Below are 16,980 nucleotides of genomic sequence, written 5' to 3'. Positions count from 1 at the left end.
GGGCTAAATGGCTGCGAGCAGAACGCCGACGCCCACGAAGAGCGAGCCGAACGCTCGGTTGAGCGCCCGCTGCCCCCGCTCGTTGTGGGTAAAGCGTTGGAAGCTCTTCGCCGCGAGGGCGAAGAAGAACCACATGACCATGATGTCCACGCCGACGATCGTCGCGCCGATGACGAGGTACTGGCTCCAGAGCGGGAGCTCCGGCCGAACGAAGCCCGGGATGAATGCGAGGAAGAAGACGATCGCCTTGGGGTTCAGCAGATTGACCCAAAGCCCGCGTTGGGCCATCGACAGAGGGGACTCGTTGACCAAGGCGGCAGCGGCGGCCTCCGAGGCGTCCGGCTTGCGGAGGAACTGACGCACGCCGAGGTACATGAGGTACGCGGCCCCGAGGTACCGGATCACGTTGAAGGCGACCGGCGAACTTGCGACGAGAACGCCGATGCCCGCAGCCACGATCGCCAGATGGACGACGAGCGCAGCCTGCTGGCCCAAGATGCCCCAGATCGAGCGGCGGAAGCCCGCGTTGAGCGAGTTGCTCATCGTGTTGATCGCGCCGGCTCCGGGGGTGAAGCTGATGAGGAGGCAGGCACCGAGGAGGGCGGCCCAGATCGAGAAAGGCACCAGTCAAGGGTACGACCGTTCTCACCACAGGACGTCGAGCCCGGACAGCGTGGAGAACTTCCTGTCCGCAGTGATCAGCGTGCACTCCTCGACGAATGCTTGGGCGGCGATGAGCCGGTCGAAGGGGTCTCGGTTCTCCCAGGCGAGCTGGCCTGCCTCGAGAGCATGGGAACCGGAGACTTGAATCTCGTCGGAAACGAGCGCAAGGACATGCTTCTGGTATCCAACGAACAGCCCCTCAAGGTCGGGGAGCCTGCCCATCTGGTGCTTGAAGGAGAGCTCGTAGGCCGATACAGCAGATGCTCGCAGCCTTGAATCCCACGACTCCAGAGCCCCCCGGGCTCGCCGTGAGAGCCGCTGCGGCTCCGTCAGAGCCCAGACGAGGACGTGGGTGTCGAGGAGATAAGCGGGCCCAGCCATCCTTCCAGTTCCTCCTCACTCATCGGCTCGAGGAAGTCATCAGGGAGGTGTCCCTTGATGAAGCCGAGCGGTCGCTTCTTGGGCGACTCGATCTTGACGAGCCGGGCTACAGGACGTCCGGACTTCGCGATCACGACGTCTTCACCCGCTTCAACCCGGTTGAGCAGCTCAGAGAGCCGCGTCTTGGCGTCCAAGATGTTGTATTGCCCCATGCTGACCAAGCCTACTTGGCCAAGTACGTTGCCGGAAGTTCTCATGCCCCGACGCTACGGCGCGCGGCATTCCGGGAGTGGTGCTCCGTCGTCGTATGTGGACGACGTGCCGCCCGCGGGGCTGTGGAGGGAAAGCCCCGCGCTCTACGCCCGCCCTATGACCTCGCCGTTGGGTATGAGGAACCACCCATCCGCCGACGAACCCCAGCGGTGCCAGCCCGCCGCGATCCGGTCGAGGTCCGCCTGGTCGGCGAAGCCGTACGCGAGCGCCTGCTCCGCAAAAGCGGAATGCAGCACGCGTTCGCTCCACACGCGTGCCTGCCACGTGCGGAGCTGCGGAGTGGCATAGAGCCAGTTGCTGCTCGAGGGCGCGACGTCCGTGAATCCCGCCTCCTGCATCCAGCTCACCAGCCGCCGCCCGGCGTCGGGCTCGGCACCATTGCGCCGCGCGATCCGCTGATACAGCTCCATCCACTCGGCCAGCTCCGGAATCTCGGGGTACCAGCTCATGCCGTGGAAGTCGGCGTCGCGGACCGCGACGATGCCACCGGGTTTGGTCACCCGCCGCATTTCACGCACTGCGGCGACAGGATCCGTGAGGTGCTGCAGCACCTGGTGCGCGTGCACGACGTCGAACGCCTCGTCCTCGAGGTCCAGGTCGTACACGTTCCCAACCCCGAAGCTCACATTCTCGATCCCGCGGTCCTCCGCAAGGGCTCGCGCCTGGGCGACCACATCCTCGGAGCGGTCGACGCCGAAGACCTCGCCGGGCGCTGTAATCACCGCGAAGTCGCACGTGATGCTCCCCGGTCCGCAGCCGACGTCGAGCACTCGGGCTCCTGCCGAGAGATGGGGGAGGACGAAGGCGGCCGAGTTCTGAGCAGTTCGAGCTGCGTGCGCTCGCACAACGCTCTCGTGGTGACCGTGCGTGTAGACGTCCTCCGGACTGGTCTGCTGGCCTTCCATGGCACAACGTTACGCAGGGCGCCCTTGAGTCGGTGACAGGCGCGACAGTAGCCCGTGATCTTGACTACGAAAAGGCCGTCTCTGCGAAAACTCCACAGATTACCTGCCTACGCTTGAAAGGCCAAAAAAGAAACGCGGCGGGCAACGGTGCCCATTCTGCGCAGCGAAAGGAGCACCACAAACATGTCCCTCTTGGACAGCCATACCCCGCACCGCCGCAAGGGCAGCTTCGGCCGCAAGACCATGCGCCTTGGCGAGGACATTCTGCTCGCTCGCCATGGCTCGCACATCAGCCGCATGAGTCACGATCGGCGCAACCAGCGCATGGTCGCAGTTCTGGACAACGGGACCGTTGACTACGCATCGAATGTCCTTCTCGCCCCGCGGCAGACTCCGATCACGCGCCTTCAGAAGCAGATCCAGGACATCCGCGACGACGCCTCGCCGATCAGGAAGGCGGACCTTCGCGTGCTCGGCTGGTTCACTGCGGGATGGGCCGTGATCTCGGCGCTGTTCATCGTGGGCATCTTCGCCCTCGCTTCGACCTCCGGTGGCGCCGCGTTCGCCCAAGCAGCAACCACTTTCCCCTCCTACTGATCGAGGCGCAGGCAATGGCCTGCGCCTCGTCGGTTGAGCTCCCTGTTCGCTTCGTGGACAGCTGATCCCACATCACGGACGCGAGCGTAGGCTTGATCGGTGACCCAGCCCGCGGGGCAGCCAGCCCAACCCGAGACGCCCTCTGCTTCCGCTGCGGCCTCTTCGTGGAGCCCCCGGCTCGCGCTGCTCGTTGCGGCGACGTACTTCATGGAGTTCCTTGACGGCACGGCGCTCTCGACGGCGCTTCCCGCGATCGGCTCGGACTTCCACGTGGTTCCCGCGGACGTGAACGTGGCGATGACCGCTTACCTCATTGCCGTCGCCATGGGTATCCCCTTCAGCTCCTGGCTCGCGGAGCGGTTCGGACCGCGGCGTGTGTTCTGCTCCGCGATCGCGGTCTTCACCATCGCCTCGCTCCTGTGCGCCTTGAGCCCCAACCTCTTGGCCCTCACTGGATTCCGTGCGCTGCAGGGATTCGGGGGCGCGATGATGGTGCCGGTCGGCTCGCTCGTGGTGCTCCGGGGAACCCCCAAGGATCAGCTCCTCAAGGCCACTGCGTATCTTGTCTGGCCGGGCCTGCTCGCCCCCGTGCTGGCTCCCCTCGTAGGCGGCGCGATCACCCAGTACCTTTCGTGGCATTGGATCTTCTTTGTCAACCTGCCCCTCGGCGTTGCTGCGTTCGTAGCCGCGCTGCGGCTTGTTCCCTCTGGAGGAGCGGACCGTGGGCGCCGCCTCGACTGGCCTGGCCTTGCGCTCACAACGCTCGGTGTCGCCGGCGTCGTCGTCGGCCTCGAGCTTTTCAGCGAGGGGCGCCCCGCCGGGTGGGCTCCCGCCGCCCTCGTGGGTGGCCTCGCGGCGCTGGCCGCCGCCGTCGTCTGGATGCGCCGCGCGCCCCGCCCGCTCTTCAATTTCTCGGTCCTGCACGTTCGCACCTTCCGCGCTACGCAGACGGGCGGCTTCGTCTACCGCCTCACGATCCAGTCGGTCCCCTTCCTCCTTCCGCTGCTCTTCCAAGACGGGTTCGGCTGGGACCCGGTCCATGCGGGCCTGCTCGTCGCGGCCGTCTTCGTGGGCAACATCGGGATCAAGCCCGCGACGACGCCGCTGATCCGCCGCTTCGGATTCAAGCCCGTGCTCGTGGTTGCCGCCGCGGCCTCTGCGGCGACGTTCGCAGGGTGCGCGCTCATCACCCCGGGTGATCCCGATCTGCTCATCGCCCTTCTCCTGCTCGTTTCGGGGGCGTTCCGCTCAATCGGCTTCTCCGCCTATATGAACGTGCAGTACGCCGATGTCTCTGCCGAGCAGCTCCCGAGCGCAAACGCGATCGCGAACACCCTCGTCCAGCTCGCCGCGGCGCTGGGCGTCGCCGTGGCCGCCCTGCTCATCCGCGCCGGCATCGCGTTCCTGCCGCCCGGCACCGACCACGCCGGGCCGTATCGGGTCGCCTTCGCGGCCATTGCCGTGTTCATGCTCGTGAGCGTGGTCGACAGCCTCTTCCTTCCTCGGCATGCGGGAACGCAGGTGAGCGGACGCCGTGCTTGAACTTGAGTCCTCTCGGCTCAAGTCCATTTGACACTGGCTGCATTGCGCGTAGAGTTGAGTGCAGATCGCTCAACTTGACCGTTCGGTGCCGGCGACGGCGCCCCGGACGAGTTGGCCTCTTTCGAGCATCAGCAATCAGCAGGAGGAACTATGTCCCGCGCAGTCGGTATCGACCTGGGAACCACCAACTCCGTCGTGTCCGTCCTCGAGGGCGGCGAGCCGACGGTTATCGCGAACGCTGAAGGCGGCCGCACCACGCCGTCCGTCGTCGCGTTCTCCAAGACCGGCGAGGTCCTCGTCGGCGAGATCGCCAAGCGCCAGGCAGTGAACAACATCGAGCGCACGATCTCCTCGGTCAAGCGCCACATGGGCACTGACTGGACCATCAACATCGACGACAAGAAGTACACGCCGCAGGAGATCTCGGCGCGCATTCTCATGAAGCTCAAGAACGACGCCGAGTCGTACCTGGGCGAGAAGGTCACCGACGCTGTCATCACCGTCCCGGCCTACTTCAACGACGCCGAGCGCCAGGCCACGAAGGAGGCCGGCGAGATTGCGGGCCTCAACGTGCTCCGCATCATCAACGAGCCGACCGCAGCGGCGCTCGCCTACGGCCTCGACAAGGGCAAGGAAGACGAGCTCATCCTCGTGTTCGACCTCGGCGGCGGCACGTTCGACGTCTCCCTCCTCGAGGTGGGCAAGGACGAGGACGGCTTCTCGACCATTCAGGTCCGCGCGACCGCCGGTGACAACCGCCTCGGCGGCGACGACTGGGACCAGCGCGTCGTCGAGTACCTGCTGAGCCAGCTCAAGCTCAAGGGGATCGACCTCTCGAAGGACCGCATCGCGCTCCAGCGCCTCCGCGAGGCCGCCGAGCAGGCCAAGAAGGAGCTCTCGTCCTCGACGAGCACGAACATCTCGCTCCAGTACCTCTCCGTCACGCCTGACGGCCCGGTCCACCTCGACGAGTCGCTCTCCCGCGCGAAGTTCCAGGACCTCACCAAGGACCTCCTCGAGCGCACCAAGAAGCCGTTCCACGACGTCATCTCTGAAGCCGGCATCAAGGTCTCGGACATCAATCACGTCGTGCTCGTCGGCGGTTCGACCCGCATGCCTGCCGTCTCCGAGCTCGTGAAGGAGCTCACGGGCGGCAAGGAGCCGAACAAGGGCGTGAACCCGGATGAGGTCGTCGCGGTCGGCGCTGCCCTCCAGGCCGGCGTCCTCAAGGGTGAGCGCAAGGACGTCCTGCTCATCGACGTCACCCCGCTCTCGCTCGGCATCGAGACCAAGGGCGGCATCATGACGCACCTGATCGAGCGCAACACGGCCATCCCGACCAAGCGCTCCGAGACCTTCACGACGGCCGACGACAACCAGCCGTCCGTGTCGATCCAGGTGTTCCAGGGCGAGCGCGAGTTCACCCGCGACAACAAGCCGCTGGGTACGTTCGAGCTCACCGGCATCGCCCCGGCCCCGCGCGGCATCCCGCAGATCGAGGTCACGTTCGATATCGACGCGAACGGCATCGTCCACGTCTCCGCGAAGGACAAGGGGACCGGCAAGGAGCAGTCGATGACCATCTCGGGCGGCACCGCGCTGTCCAAGGAGGACATCGATCGCATGGTCGCCGACGCCGAGGCCCACGCGGCCGAGGACAAGAAGCGCCGCGAAGCCGCCGACACGCGCAACACGGCAGAGCAGCTCGCCTACTCGGTCGACAAGCTCATTGCCGACAACAAGGACAAGCTGCCGGAGGACGTCCGCAGCCAGGTCCAGGGCGACGTCGACGGCCTCAAGAAGGCTCTCGAAGGAACCGACGACGACGCTGTGAAGGCTGCGTTCGAGAAGCTCCAGCAGTCGCAGTCCAAGCTCGGCGAGGCGATCTACGCTTCGTCGCAGGGCGCGGCTGGGGCTGACGGCTCGCACACTGCCGATGGCGCCGGCTCGGCCAGCACGGGCTCTGCCGGCCAGGACGAGGACATCGTCGACGCGGAGATCGTCGACGAGGACGAGAAGAAGTAAGCCATGGCTCCCCACCACGGCAATGAGGAAGAGCACGAGGTCCGGGGCGAACCGCAGAAGCCGGTGATCCGGGACAACCGCAAGGTTGACCCGGTCACCGGCGGGGTGCGGCAGCCTGATCAGGGCCAGACCGAGGCGGCGCCCGAAGGCGCTCCCCAGGCCAGCGAGGCGGGACCTGCAGACGCGGGGCTGCCCGAGCACGAGGAGATTCGACCTGTGGACGATGCCCACGACTCGGAGGACGTCCTCGCCCAGGCCGAGCGGATCCTGAGCGAAGCGGAGGGTGTCCAGAACGAGGCCGCCGAGCTTCGCGCGGATCTGCAGCGGCTCCAGGCCGAGTACGTCAACTACCGCAGGCGCGTCGATCGCGACCGGGCTGTCGCCGGGGAGGTTGCCGTCATGGGCGTCCTCTCCTCGATCCTGCCCGTCCTCGACGACATCGACGCTGCGCGCGCCCACGGCGACCTGACCGAGGGGCCGTTCGCATCCATTGCGGCCAAGCTCGAGGGGATCCTCACGAGCCACGGCCTTGAGCGGATCGACGCGACCGGAGTCGAGTTCGACCCGAACATCCACGAGGCCCTGATCCAGCAGCAGGGCGAGGGGATCGAGGTCGATACGGTGCAGCAGGTCCTCCGGGCCGGCTATCGGACCCAGTCGCGCGTGATCCGCGCGGCGCAGGTCATCGTCGCCGTCCCGTAAGCCGGCGGTCACGGACGACGGCGGGTGCGCCCCGCCGTCGTCCGCCCTCTCCGTTTCGGGTACAGATAATCCCCTTCGGAGACGTTTCGGGTACAGATAGCGCCGAGTTGGCGTACCCGAAACGGGGAATGAGGGGATTATCTGTACCCGAAACGATAAGAATTGATGCAGAGACGAGAAGGAGGCCTCAGTGGCTAGTCAGGATTGGGTGGAGAAGGATTTCTACTCCATTCTGGGCGTGCCCAAAGACGCCTCCGATGCCGATATCAAGAAGGCCTACCGGAAGCTCGCCCGCAAGTACCATCCTGACCAGAACCCGGGGGATGCCGAGGCCGAGAAGAAGTTCAAGGACATCACCGAGGCCAATTCGGTCCTGAGCGACCCGGAGGAGCGCCAGCAGTACGACGCGATCCGCGCGATGGGCGGCGCGCGCTTCACAGCCGGCGGCCCCGGGGGCGGCGGCCAGGGGGCCGCGGGCTTCGAGGACCTCTTCGGTGGACTCTTCGGCGGAGGCGCGGGCAGGCATTCGCGCGGATTCAACACCGGCAACCTCCCGCCCGAGTTCGCCGACCTGTTCGGCGGCTTCAGCACGGGGGGCGGCGGCTTCCAAGCACCGCCCCAGCGAGGTGCGGACCGGCAGGCGAGCACCACGATCTCATTCGCGGGCTCGATCCGGGGGACCACCGTCGGTCTGCGCGAGCAGAACGGCGAGGTGATCGAGGTGCGGATCCCCGCTGGCATCCGCGACGGCCAGAAGGTCCGGGTCCGAGGCAAGGGCGGCCCAGGCTCCGGCGGACCGGGCGATCTCATGGTCACCGTGCACGTCACGCCCCACGAGTTCTTCACCCGCGACGGCGACAACGTTCGGATCCACGTGCCGGTCAGCTTCGACGAGGCAGCGCTCGGGGCCCAGATCGAGGTCCCGACCCTCGACGGCCACACCGTGCGCATGAAGGTCCCCGCGGGCACGAACTCCGGGCGGACCCTCCGCGTCAAGGGCCAAGGCGTCAAGACCTCGAAAGGCACGGGCGATCTCCTCGTCACGGTCGACGTCGTCGTGCCCCAGAACCTCTCAAAGGAGGCGGAGGAGGCCGTCAAGGCTTTCGCAGCGGCGACAGCCAAGAACTCCCAGTCCAACCCCCGCTCCGGCTTGGCAGCAAAGGCAAGGCTGTAGACCATGGCCATCGATCCGTACGCTCCGATCTTCGTGATCTCCGTGGCGGCGGAGCTGGCAGAGATGCATCCTCAGACCCTCCGCCAGTACGACCGGATGGGGCTCGTCTCGCCCTCGCGCCAATCGGGGCGACAGCGGCGCTACTCGCAGCACGACGTCGAACTCCTCCGCGAGGTCCAGCGCCTCTCCAAGGACGGCGTCTCTCTCGAAGGCATCCGGCGCATCCTCGAGCTCGAGAATCAGGTCGCCGCGCTCCGGGCGCGCGTCTCCGAGCTCGAGCAGGAGGTCGTCGACGCACGACGGTGGGGGCCGGACTCGCGCCGCGTCTTCGCGGCAGGCATCGCGGGCGACGTCGTGACCCTCACGCGAGGTCAACGGCCCGAGCAGCGCTCGCAGGCCGTCGTCGTCTGGCGCCCGCGGCCCACAAGCGGAGCTACCGCGGGGCCAATTCAGTTCTGAGATCTGGCCACTCGTCGCGCGAGATCTGACCACTCGTGCGGGTGCGCACAGTTCGCCCAACGTTCACCTTCGCCTTGAAGGGAGGGGCAGGTCGCCGTCGTACGGTCGAAGCGTTCCGAACGAAGCGTGCCTGAACGCTCGAGCGAGGAGGCCCCCGTGCCCGCAAACCAGCACCCCGTCGTCCTGCCCGCCGATGCCCTCCTGGGCCCGGACGCCGTGCTCGTCGATGCCAACATCGACATCGTCAACGCGATGTACGCCGAACTCCTCGGCGAAGACGAGATCGCCCTCAACGCCCTGCGCAGCTACTACGTGGACTTCTATCTCACGGAGTCGCTCGAGGGCGGGTTCGCCCAGTACGTCGTGAGCGCGGGGGACCGCGAAGGGCTCGACAGCCTGGTGCGGGACGGCCTGCGTGAAATGGGCGCCGCCCGCCACCTCGAGCTCTTCGACGCGGCGGCGAAGGCCTTCGACGCGCTGAGCGACGACGACGCCGAAGCGTACCTCGTCGGCGATGGCGAACCTTCCGCGGCGGTCGCCGCAATCGAGGCACTAGACGACGAATTCGAAGAAATCCTCGAATCCGAAGACATCGTGGTGCTCAACGGGGCGTGGCTGCGCGGGCAGGAAGGCCTGCTCGCCCTCGACGATGAAGGCATCGAGGAGGAGATCGCCCGCCGCGTGGGCCTCGTCCCAGACCTCGAGGAGCGGCGGGCTCAGGCCGAAGCGCTTGCTGCGGACCTGGACGGCGAGTTCGACGACGACGAGTCCGACGACCGAGAGTTCGACGACGAGTCCGGCGAAGCCGCAGAAGTGCAGCAGCGCTAACCCGCTGAATCGGTCAGGCGGCGCTGAATTGCGGGCACGCCTCGTTGGAGCACCCGCGGTCGCGGGGAACCCAGCGATCGCCCTCCTGATTCCAGACGATGTGCCGATGCTGCCCGCACAGTTCGCACGTTGGCGCGACGTAGCTGTGCTTTTCCTCTTCCGTGTAGCTGCGGAAGCCTGACATGACTCCTCCTCGCTTCGGGGAAACCCAATCTACTCCGGACCGCGAAAACCGGGTACAGGTGGGTGATACCCCGAAGCGGGAGGCTCAGCAGATTCTGCCGGTCGTCCGCAGCCGCCTCGATAGCCCGAGGTACCAGATCAGTAGCCCGAGGTACCAGAGTTGTTCGATGAGCTAGAGGGGCTCGACGTGGTGGCCATGAGCGGCGACTGGATCATCGAACCGTCGGCGCCCACGACGTACCACACGCCCGCGACACCCTGCCCATTCACCTGCCCCGGGGCGGTGTCCTTCGCGTAGTAGTAGATAGGCATCCCGTTGATCGTCACCTGCTGCTTGCCGTCGGTGGTCGTGAGGGTGCCGATCTTGCCCGTGACGCCCTGGAGGCTGGGAGCCGTGTCGCTCGTGACGGCGGGCCACAGCGAGACGCAGCCCCCGGTGCAGGCGCTCTTGGTCTCCCCTGGCTTGTCGAGGGTGTAGTAGTAGACCGTCATTCCCTTGCCGTCGACGACGATCGTCTGGCCGCCCACCGTCGAGGTCTGAAGGGTCAGCGCGGCGGAGGATGACGACGAGCTCGACGCCGTGGCGGCCGGGGAGCTCGACGCCGCCGTGCTGCTTCCGCTTCCACCGCCGCAGCCGGCGAGTGCGAGGGCGGAAACGGCTGAGGCAGTCGCGAAGAAGAGAGCTGCTCGCTTGTTCATGATGTGCCCTTTCGTTCCGGGCGGCTTGCGGCCGCGCTGACCATGAGACGACGCGATGCGCGGTTCGGTTCATGCCGAACGCGTGTCGGTGGGGGAGACAATTTGCTGTAGGAGGCTGTGCGAGCAGTGAACCTTTCCGGTGGCCACGTCGTCTTAGCCGGCGAAAGGGCCATTCGGCAGCCGGGAGGCAGCATGCCCATGGACGAGGATGCGGTCGCGGCGATCTACCGCGACCACGGCGCGGCGCTGCGGCGCTTCGCCCGAGGAGCCGTGGGCAGCGACGAGCAGGCCGAGGACATTGTGCAGGAAGCGATCGTGCGGGTCTGGCGGCAAGCGCCGGAGGCCACGGCGGGGCTGCGGGCGTATCTCTACCGCACTGTGCGGAACCTCATCGTCGATCAGCACCGGCAGCGCTCCCGGAGGCCGAGGACGGTGCCCGCGCAAGGAACCGATGGCTTCGACGTTGCAGTTGACGCCGAGCGGATCGATGAGCTCCTGGACAGAGTGGTGATGGAGGAGGCACTCATGCGGCTCACGCGCGAGCACCGGGAGGTGCTTGTTGCTGTCCATTACCGTCGGCTGAGCGTCCAGGAGGCGGCCCGCGAGCTCGGCGTGCCCGCGGGGACGGTGAAGTCGCGCTGCTTCTACGCACTCAAAGCCCTACGGAGCGCGCTCGATGAGCTGGGGGTGGAACGGTGACCCTCGACCATCATGATGCCCGCCTCGCCCTCGGCGCCTACCTCCTCGGTGCCCTCGACCCGGAGGAGGCCCGCGCCGTCGAAGACCATGTGGCGACGTGTCCCGCCTGCCAAGCGCAGATCGAAGAGCTCGAGACGCTGCCAGCGCTTCTCGACGGCGTCCCCTCCGCCCGCGCCGAGGCGCTCGTCGAAGCCCCTGTGCAGCTCAATGACCTCCCTGCTCCGCCGGCCCTTCTCGCAAGGGTGCGGGCGCGCCGTCGTGCGCTCCGCTTGCGGTGGGCCGCAGCGCTCGCCGGGGCAGCGGCCGCCTCGCTCGCGCTCGGGGTTGCGCTCGGCCCTGTAGTCGCGGGGGTGACGACGGCGGAACCCCCGACGGCGAGCCCGAGCCCCTCGCCCGCTGCTTCCTATTTGATCACTTCGTCCGACGGCGCCCAGGTTGACCTCGCGTTGGTCCGCAAGGGCTGGGGCACCGAGCTTGACCTCGTTTGCCGGGGAATGCCTTCCGCAGGGGTGTTCAGTGTGTGGGTCGTGGCGGACGACGGCGCGCAGGAGCGGGCGGCGAGCTGGAGCTCGACGGGCTACGCGGGGCGAGCGGTCCTCACTGGCGCTACGTCGTACCAGCTCGCCTCGATCCGGTCGATCCAGATCCGGGACGATACCCAGCGCACCCTCGCGAGCCTTACACTGCCGGCCGCGCCGTCCGGTTGACGGGGCGCCCCGGTATCGGCATGGTCACCAGAATCCGAGGCCGCATCACTGGACTTCGCTGCCCGAGGGCTCGCGGGTTTCCGAAATGACCCATTCGAAGGCGTTGGCCTTTGACCGAGCGCCCTGGGCTGCCTTGGAACGGTTCGGCTCGTCGACTTCGCGGAGGACCTCCTCGGACAGCCCGACCAGGTCTGCGAAGGCGGTGGGGTCGAGCCAGTCTGGGCGTGTCGCGAAGAGGAGGTCCTCGCTCGAGGTGTTGCCGCTCGCCCCGGGTGCGAAGGGGCAGCCGCCGAGGCCGCCCAAGGCACCGTCGACGACGGCGGCGCCCGCGGCGGCGGCTGCGAGAGAGTTCGCGACACCCTGGCCCCATGTGTCGTGCCCGTGGAAGACGATGCGGCGCTTCGGCGTCTCGGTCGCTACACGGGAGACGAGCTCCGCGACCTGCCCCGGATACGCCTGGCCGAGGGTGTCGCAGATGACGACGTCGTCCGCGCCGGCCGCCCGGCCGTCGTTCGCGATCTCGAGGACCCTCGCCGGGGCGACAGGCCCCTCGAACGGGCACGTGAACGCCGTCGCGATGCACAGCTGGATCCTGCCGCCGGCCTCTTTGGCGAGGGCGATCGCGTCCGGCATGACGGCGAGGCTCTGCTCGGTGGTCCGTCCGATGTTCGCCTGATTGTGGGCATCCGAGGCGGAGAAGCAGTATTGGAAGTTACGGGCGCCAGCGGCAATGGCCTTCTCGACGTGCCGGGGCGTCGCGACCCAGATCCAGCACTTCTCGAGTTCCTCCGGCGTGAGCCCGGCCACGACGTCGAGGGTGTTGGCCATGGGCGGGACGAGGTCCGGGCGAGCCATCGAGCCGATCTCGAGTTCGGGGACGCCGAGGCGGAGAAGTCTTCGCGCGAGGCGGATCTTGAATTCCGTGGGGAGGAGTTTGCCAGTGAGCTGGAGGCCGTCGCGGAGGGTGACGTCTCGAAGGACAGGTTTCACAGCAGGGCTCCTTCTGACTGCACGACGGCGTCGATCTGCTCCTCGCTCATGCCCAGGACACCGGCAAGGACGTCCCGGGTATGTTCCCCTAGGTCTGGCCCCAGGGTGCGAATCGGGAGCGACTTGCCCCCGATCACGGGGACGATGCCCGGGAAGCCGACGTTCTCGAGCACCTCCTCGCCCGTCGAGACGGGCAGTCGCTGGATCATCTCGCGCGCTGCGTACTGCTCGTCCCGGCAGATGTCCGCGGCAGTGTAGATGGGTCCGCTCGGTACGCCTGCCTCGTCGAGGATACGGAGCGCTTCGGCTTGCGTGTGCCGTGCAGTCCAGACGCCGATTGCGGCGTCGAGCTCCTCGCGGCGCGCCCACCGCGCGTCGTTGTTCGCCAGCTCGGGATCGTCGGCGAGGTCCGGGCGCTCGATCACCTGCATGTAGCGCTGGAAGATGGAGTCGCCATTGCCGGCGACGACGATGCTCGACCCGTCCTTGCAGACATACGCGTTCGACGGCGCGATCCCCTCCATTCGCCCGCCCGTGCGCTCGCGCTTGAGGCCGTAGGCCTCGTAGTCCGGCACGAGGGATTCCATCATCGAGAGCATTGCTTCGTTGAGGGCGACGTCGATGATGCGCTCGTCGAGCGGGACGGTGGGTGCGGCGTTGCGCTTTCGAGCCTCGCGTTGGAAGAGCGCCATGACGGATCCGAAGGCGGCGTAGAGGCCTGCGATCGAATCGCCGATCGAGACGCCGACGCGAACGGGAGGACGGTCCGGGTCGCCGACGAGTTCGCGGAAGCCCCCGAGGGCTTCGGCGACGGCAGCGAACCCCGGGCGCGGGGACATAGGGCCGGTCTGGCCGAAGGCTGAGACCCGCGTGATGATCAGGTCCGGGTTTGCCTCGTTGAGCACATCCGGGCCGATGCCCCACTTCTCAAGGGTGCCGGGCCGGAAGTTCTCGAGCAGGATGTCGCAATGGCGCGCGAGGTCGAGCACGAGCTTCCTGCCCGTCTCGGTCTTCAAGTCGAGCACGATCGACTTCTTGTTGCGATTGATGGTGCGGTAGAGCATCGACGTGGTTCCCGCATGAAGGCGCCAGCTCCGCAGCTCGTCTCCGGTCCGCGGGCGCTCGACCTTGATGACCTCGGCGCCGAAGTCGCCGAGGAGGCGCCCCGCCGTCGGCGCCGCAATGTAGTTGCCGAGTTCGAGAACTCGGACTCCCGCGAGCGGGGCGATGGTGTGGTCTCCGTTCATGGTGCTCCCTTGGTGCAGGCCTTCGTCCTCGAAACAGCCGAAAAGATCATCGGAGTAACTACATTATGAGCAGCAAACCACTTAGTGGGCAAGGGGGTTTCAGCGGGGAAGGCGTCCGCCGATGAGGCGAGTCGCCTGTTCTGCCGCTTCGACGAGGGGTTCGATCCAGGCCTGGCACTTCTCCGCCGTCACGCGCAGGGACGGACCGCTCACGCTCAGTGCGCCGGTGAGGTCGCCCATGGAGTTGAAGATGGGCGCAGAGAGTCCCGTGGCCCCTTCGTCGCGTTCATCCGAAGTGATCGCGTAGCCATCGCGCCGCGTCTGGTCCACATCCGCGTGCAGCCGCTTCGGATCGGTAATGGTGTGTTCCGTGAGCCGCTCGAGAGTCGAGGACAGCGCCGCCTTCTCAGCTTCAGGGTTCCAAGCCATGAGGACGCGGCCAGCCGAGCCTGCGTGAAGGGGCAGGAGCTTTCCTACGTGCATCTCCCGGCGGAGGGCATGCCGTGTCTCGGCCATCGCCACACATACGCGGAAGTTCTCCTCGAGGCGGAACAGGGAGACTGTCTCGCCGGTCAGGTCGCGAAGTCCCTCGAGGACGGGCTTGATGACCTCGAGCTCGTCGAGCCCTCTCGTTGCAGGTGCCGCCCAGTAGGCGAATTTGACTCCAATTCGGACTCGATCGCCCTCCCGGTCGAGGAATTCTTCGGCTACGAGGTTGGCCACGAGCCGCTGGACCGTCGAGGTGGGATAGCCCGTGGCGGCGCGGATCTCCGAGAGTGTGAGCGCTGGCCGGGAGAGGGTGAAGGCGTCGAGGATTCCCCGGATCTTCCCGAGGACGAGCAGCGGCTTGACTCCGCTCGAGAGTTCACGGGCGGCGCTCTCGCGTCGCAACGGGACTGGACTCAGCTCCTCCTCGTCCCAGTTCTCGTGATCGGATGCAGTCACTTCCGGCCCCTCTTCGTCGATTGCGGCTCCTGAAGCGCGAGTCTAAGCGCCTTGGCTGAAGCGGACGTCCACGCCTCGAACGCAGATCTACCCAAGGGCTGTGGCGTGGACTATATTCATGCATGATTTGAATCACATGGTGAGTTGTGAACCACTAAGTAGGTCTCAAGAGGAGAGAACTATGGCTTCGTTGCCATTTACAGGCTCGATGACGAGCAGCAGGATCAGCTACCACCTGGACCGCCTGCCCATCGGCAGGGTCCACTGGAAAGTGGTCGTCGCCGTCGGCCTCGGGCTCTTCTTCGATATGTACGAGGTCTTCCTCTCCGGGTCGATGAGCGTTGCCCTCGGCAAGGACTTCCGGCTCTCGGGTCTCGAGCTGAAGCTCCTGCTTGCCTCGGCCTTCCTCGGAATGTTCCTCGGGGCGGCACTCCTCGGGCGCCTCGCCGACAGGCTGGGGCGGCGCAAGGCCTTCCTGTTCAATCTCGTCTGGTACTCCATCTGGTCGTTGGTCGGAGCGTTCTCGCCTAACGCCGGATTCCTCGTCTTCGCGCGCTTCATGGCGGGCATCGGTGTCGGCGCCGAGTACCCGGTAGCCGACGCCTACCTCTCCGACGTCCTGCCCAAGGACAAGCGTGGAAGGCTCGCCACGTGGGCCTACACGAGTTCCTTCGTCGCGGTCCCCGTGGTGGGCTTCCTCGCCCTGTGGCTCAACACGACGCCCATGCTCGGCATCTCGGGATGGCGGTGGCTGCTCGCCCTCGGAGGCGTTGGCGCCGTCGTCGTCCTCTTCCTCCGCCGTTCCCTCCCCGAGTCGCCACGCTGGCTCAACAGTGTGGGGCGCACCGAGGAAGCGCGCCAGGCCCTCGAAGTCTTCGCGCACGGCGCGGGAACGAGCGTCAGCGAACTCGAGAAGGCGGCTGTCCGGGAGGCCACTCCTGGCGAAGCAGTTCCCAGCCAGGCTGCGCCTCAGAGCCAAGCAGCGCCGAGCATCGATCAGGATGAGCGCAGAAGCCTTTCCCACCTCGGGAAGGCCCCCTACCGCGGGCGTCTCGTCATGCTCGTGATCTTCCACGTGTTCCAGACGTTCGGGTACTACGGCTTCGGGACTCTCGCAGCCCTCGTCCTCGTGGCGAGCGGTCACAGCGTGACGAACTCGCTGCTCTTCACAGCGCTCTCGTTCCTCGGCTACCCGATCGGCTCGCTGGTCTCCACGCCGCTCGTTGCCCGGTTCGAGCGGAAGCACCTGCTGATTGCGTCGATTATCGCCCTCGCCGCAAGCGGCGTCGCATTCTCAGTGTCGGGAAACGACGCGCTCATCGTGGTGTTCGGTTTCCTGACAACCCTCATCAGCAACGTGTTCTCGAACGTCTACCACATCTACCAGGCCGAGATCTTCCCGACAGCGCTGCGCGCGACCGCCGTCGGCTGGACCTACTCGCTCTCCCGGCTCTCCAGCGGGGCGCTGCCGTTCATCCTGCTCCCGGTCCTCGACGGCTTCGGTGCTCTGGCCATGTTCGGTGTCGTCGCCGTTGCCCTCGCGATTATCGCCGTGACCGTCGGGATCCTCGGGCCGCGGACCACCCGCAGGAGCCTCGCGGAGATCAATCCCGTCTAGTTCAATCCTCTCTGGTGACCGTCGGTGCGCGTCATGCGCGCACCGACGGCGGTTCTGTCTCCCTCTCGGCCCGCGCTCCCCACCGCCGGGCGAGCGCCGCGCAGACCATGAGCTGGATCTGGTGGAAGAGCATGAGCGGAAGCACCATCACGCCCACCGCGGGACCGGCGAACAGCACCGAAGCCATTGGCACTCCCGTCGCCAAGCTCTTCTTCGAACCGCAGAAGACGATCGTGATGCGCTCTTCGCGGCTAAAGCCGAGCCGACGGCTCGCGTAGCTCGTAGCGGCGAGCACTGCGGCCAGCAGCAACATGTTCACCAACAGCAGCCCGGCCAGCCGGGA

The 16,980-nt window shown here is 66.8% G+C and carries 20 protein-coding genes; 10 read left to right on the top strand and 10 right to left on the bottom strand.

Annotation, left to right across the window (positions count from 1 at the left end):
- Window positions 1-3 precede the first annotated feature (3 nt).
- The 4 genes from LK10_RS07035 to LK10_RS07020 form a co-directional block, all read right to left on the bottom strand.
- On the bottom strand, window positions 4-624 hold the full coding sequence (locus LK10_RS07035) for a LysE family transporter (RefSeq protein ID WP_043121645.1): 621 nt from the start codon (window positions 622-624) through the stop codon (window positions 4-6).
- 21 nt (window positions 625-645) lie between these two features.
- Window positions 646-1,044 (bottom strand): type II toxin-antitoxin system VapC family toxin, encoded by a 399-nt coding sequence (locus tag LK10_RS07030; RefSeq protein ID WP_043121643.1) that lies wholly within the window; start codon window positions 1,042-1,044, stop codon window positions 646-648.
- On the bottom strand, window positions 993-1,256 hold the full coding sequence (locus LK10_RS07025; protein ID WP_043121640.1) for a type II toxin-antitoxin system Phd/YefM family antitoxin: 264 nt from the start codon (window positions 1,254-1,256) through the stop codon (window positions 993-995). Before LK10_RS07025 ends, LK10_RS07030 begins: the two co-directional genes overlap by 52 nt.
- 144 nt (window positions 1,257-1,400) lie before the next feature.
- Window positions 1,401-2,222 (bottom strand): methyltransferase domain-containing protein, encoded by an 822-nt coding sequence (locus LK10_RS07020; RefSeq protein WP_043121637.1) that lies wholly within the window; start codon window positions 2,220-2,222, stop codon window positions 1,401-1,403.
- Window positions 2,223-2,405: 183 nt separating this feature from the next.
- Between LK10_RS07020 and LK10_RS07015 the strand changes: the two genes are divergently transcribed.
- The 7 genes from LK10_RS07015 to LK10_RS06985 all read left to right on the top strand — a co-directional run bounded on the left by LK10_RS07015 (window position 2,406) and on the right by LK10_RS06985 (window position 9,549).
- On the top strand, window positions 2,406-2,819 hold the full coding sequence (locus LK10_RS07015) for a hypothetical protein (RefSeq protein ID WP_043121635.1): 414 nt from the start codon (window positions 2,406-2,408) through the stop codon (window positions 2,817-2,819).
- A gap of 99 nt (window positions 2,820-2,918) precedes the next feature.
- On the top strand, window positions 2,919-4,361 hold the full coding sequence (locus tag LK10_RS07010) for an MFS transporter (RefSeq protein ID WP_043121632.1): 1,443 nt from the start codon (window positions 2,919-2,921) through the stop codon (window positions 4,359-4,361).
- A gap of 150 nt (window positions 4,362-4,511) precedes the next feature.
- Window positions 4,512-6,386: a molecular chaperone DnaK gene (gene dnaK, locus LK10_RS07005; RefSeq protein WP_043121629.1), complete on the top strand. Its 1,875-nt coding sequence runs from the start codon at window positions 4,512-4,514 to the stop codon at window positions 6,384-6,386.
- Between the two features lie 3 nt (window positions 6,387-6,389).
- Window positions 6,390-7,088, top strand: coding sequence for a nucleotide exchange factor GrpE (gene grpE / locus LK10_RS07000; protein ID WP_043121627.1), 699 nt, complete (start codon window positions 6,390-6,392; stop codon window positions 7,086-7,088).
- A 190-nt stretch (window positions 7,089-7,278) separates the two neighbouring features.
- The gene (locus tag LK10_RS06995) at window positions 7,279-8,262 is read left to right on the top strand and encodes a DnaJ C-terminal domain-containing protein (RefSeq protein WP_197061880.1); all 984 of its coding nucleotides are present in this window, start codon (window positions 7,279-7,281) and stop codon (window positions 8,260-8,262) included.
- Window positions 8,263-8,265: 3 nt separating this feature from the next.
- Window positions 8,266-8,721: a heat shock protein transcriptional repressor HspR gene (locus LK10_RS06990; RefSeq protein ID WP_043121623.1), complete on the top strand. Its 456-nt coding sequence runs from the start codon at window positions 8,266-8,268 to the stop codon at window positions 8,719-8,721.
- A 156-nt stretch (window positions 8,722-8,877) separates the two neighbouring features.
- Window positions 8,878-9,549 (top strand): DMP19 family protein, encoded by a 672-nt coding sequence (locus LK10_RS06985; protein WP_052207056.1) that lies wholly within the window; start codon window positions 8,878-8,880, stop codon window positions 9,547-9,549.
- A gap of 13 nt (window positions 9,550-9,562) precedes the next feature.
- On the opposite strand, the gene LK10_RS22240 is transcribed toward LK10_RS06985, so the two are convergent.
- Window positions 9,563-9,733, bottom strand: a complete 171-nt coding sequence (locus LK10_RS22240; protein ID WP_197061879.1) for a hypothetical protein — start codon at window positions 9,731-9,733, stop codon at window positions 9,563-9,565.
- Between the two features lie 137 nt (window positions 9,734-9,870).
- On the bottom strand, window positions 9,871-10,431 hold the full coding sequence (locus tag LK10_RS06980; RefSeq protein ID WP_043121619.1) for a COG4315 family predicted lipoprotein: 561 nt from the start codon (window positions 10,429-10,431) through the stop codon (window positions 9,871-9,873).
- A gap of 192 nt (window positions 10,432-10,623) precedes the next feature.
- Between LK10_RS06980 and LK10_RS06975 the strand changes: the two genes are divergently transcribed.
- Both LK10_RS06975 and LK10_RS06970 read left to right on the top strand, forming a co-directional pair.
- Entirely contained in the window at window positions 10,624-11,130 is a 507-nt protein-coding gene (locus LK10_RS06975; protein ID WP_043121617.1) for a sigma-70 family RNA polymerase sigma factor, read from the top strand.
- Window positions 11,127-11,837, top strand: a complete 711-nt coding sequence (locus tag LK10_RS06970; RefSeq protein ID WP_043121615.1) for an anti-sigma factor family protein — start codon at window positions 11,127-11,129, stop codon at window positions 11,835-11,837. The genes LK10_RS06975 and LK10_RS06970 overlap by 4 nt, the downstream gene beginning before the upstream one ends.
- Before the next feature lie 45 nt (window positions 11,838-11,882).
- Here the strand turns inward: LK10_RS06970 and LK10_RS06965 are convergent, their stop codons facing one another.
- The 3 genes from LK10_RS06965 to LK10_RS06955 all read right to left on the bottom strand — a co-directional run bounded on the left by LK10_RS06965 (window position 11,883) and on the right by LK10_RS06955 (window position 15,019).
- Window positions 11,883-12,827 carry a beta/alpha barrel domain-containing protein gene (locus LK10_RS06965; RefSeq protein WP_043121613.1) on the bottom strand — a complete coding sequence of 315 codons (945 nt, stop codon included), beginning with the start codon at window positions 12,825-12,827 and terminating at the stop codon, window positions 11,883-11,885.
- Window positions 12,824-14,074 (bottom strand): CaiB/BaiF CoA transferase family protein, encoded by a 1,251-nt coding sequence (locus LK10_RS06960; protein WP_043121612.1) that lies wholly within the window; start codon window positions 14,072-14,074, stop codon window positions 12,824-12,826. The genes LK10_RS06965 and LK10_RS06960 overlap by 4 nt, the downstream gene beginning before the upstream one ends.
- A gap of 99 nt (window positions 14,075-14,173) precedes the next feature.
- On the bottom strand, window positions 14,174-15,019 hold the full coding sequence (locus LK10_RS06955) for an IclR family transcriptional regulator (RefSeq protein ID WP_231567669.1): 846 nt from the start codon (window positions 15,017-15,019) through the stop codon (window positions 14,174-14,176).
- A 181-nt stretch (window positions 15,020-15,200) separates the two neighbouring features.
- Here LK10_RS06955 and LK10_RS06950 point away from each other — a divergent pair, with 181 nt between their 5' ends.
- Window positions 15,201-16,637, top strand: a complete 1,437-nt coding sequence (locus LK10_RS06950; protein WP_197061878.1) for an MFS transporter — start codon at window positions 15,201-15,203, stop codon at window positions 16,635-16,637.
- A gap of 31 nt (window positions 16,638-16,668) precedes the next feature.
- Here LK10_RS06950 and LK10_RS06945 read toward each other — a convergent pair.
- On the bottom strand, window positions 16,669-16,980 hold a 312-nt coding region (locus LK10_RS06945), incomplete at its 5' end, for a bile acid:sodium symporter (RefSeq protein ID WP_043121611.1).

This window comes from Sinomonas humi, assembly GCF_000802235.1.
Taxonomy (GTDB): Bacteria; Actinomycetota; Actinomycetes; order Actinomycetales; family Micrococcaceae; genus Sinomonas; species Sinomonas humi.
The sequence above is the reverse complement of the archived record's forward strand: the minus strand, read 5'-3'. Positions and strand labels throughout refer to the sequence as shown.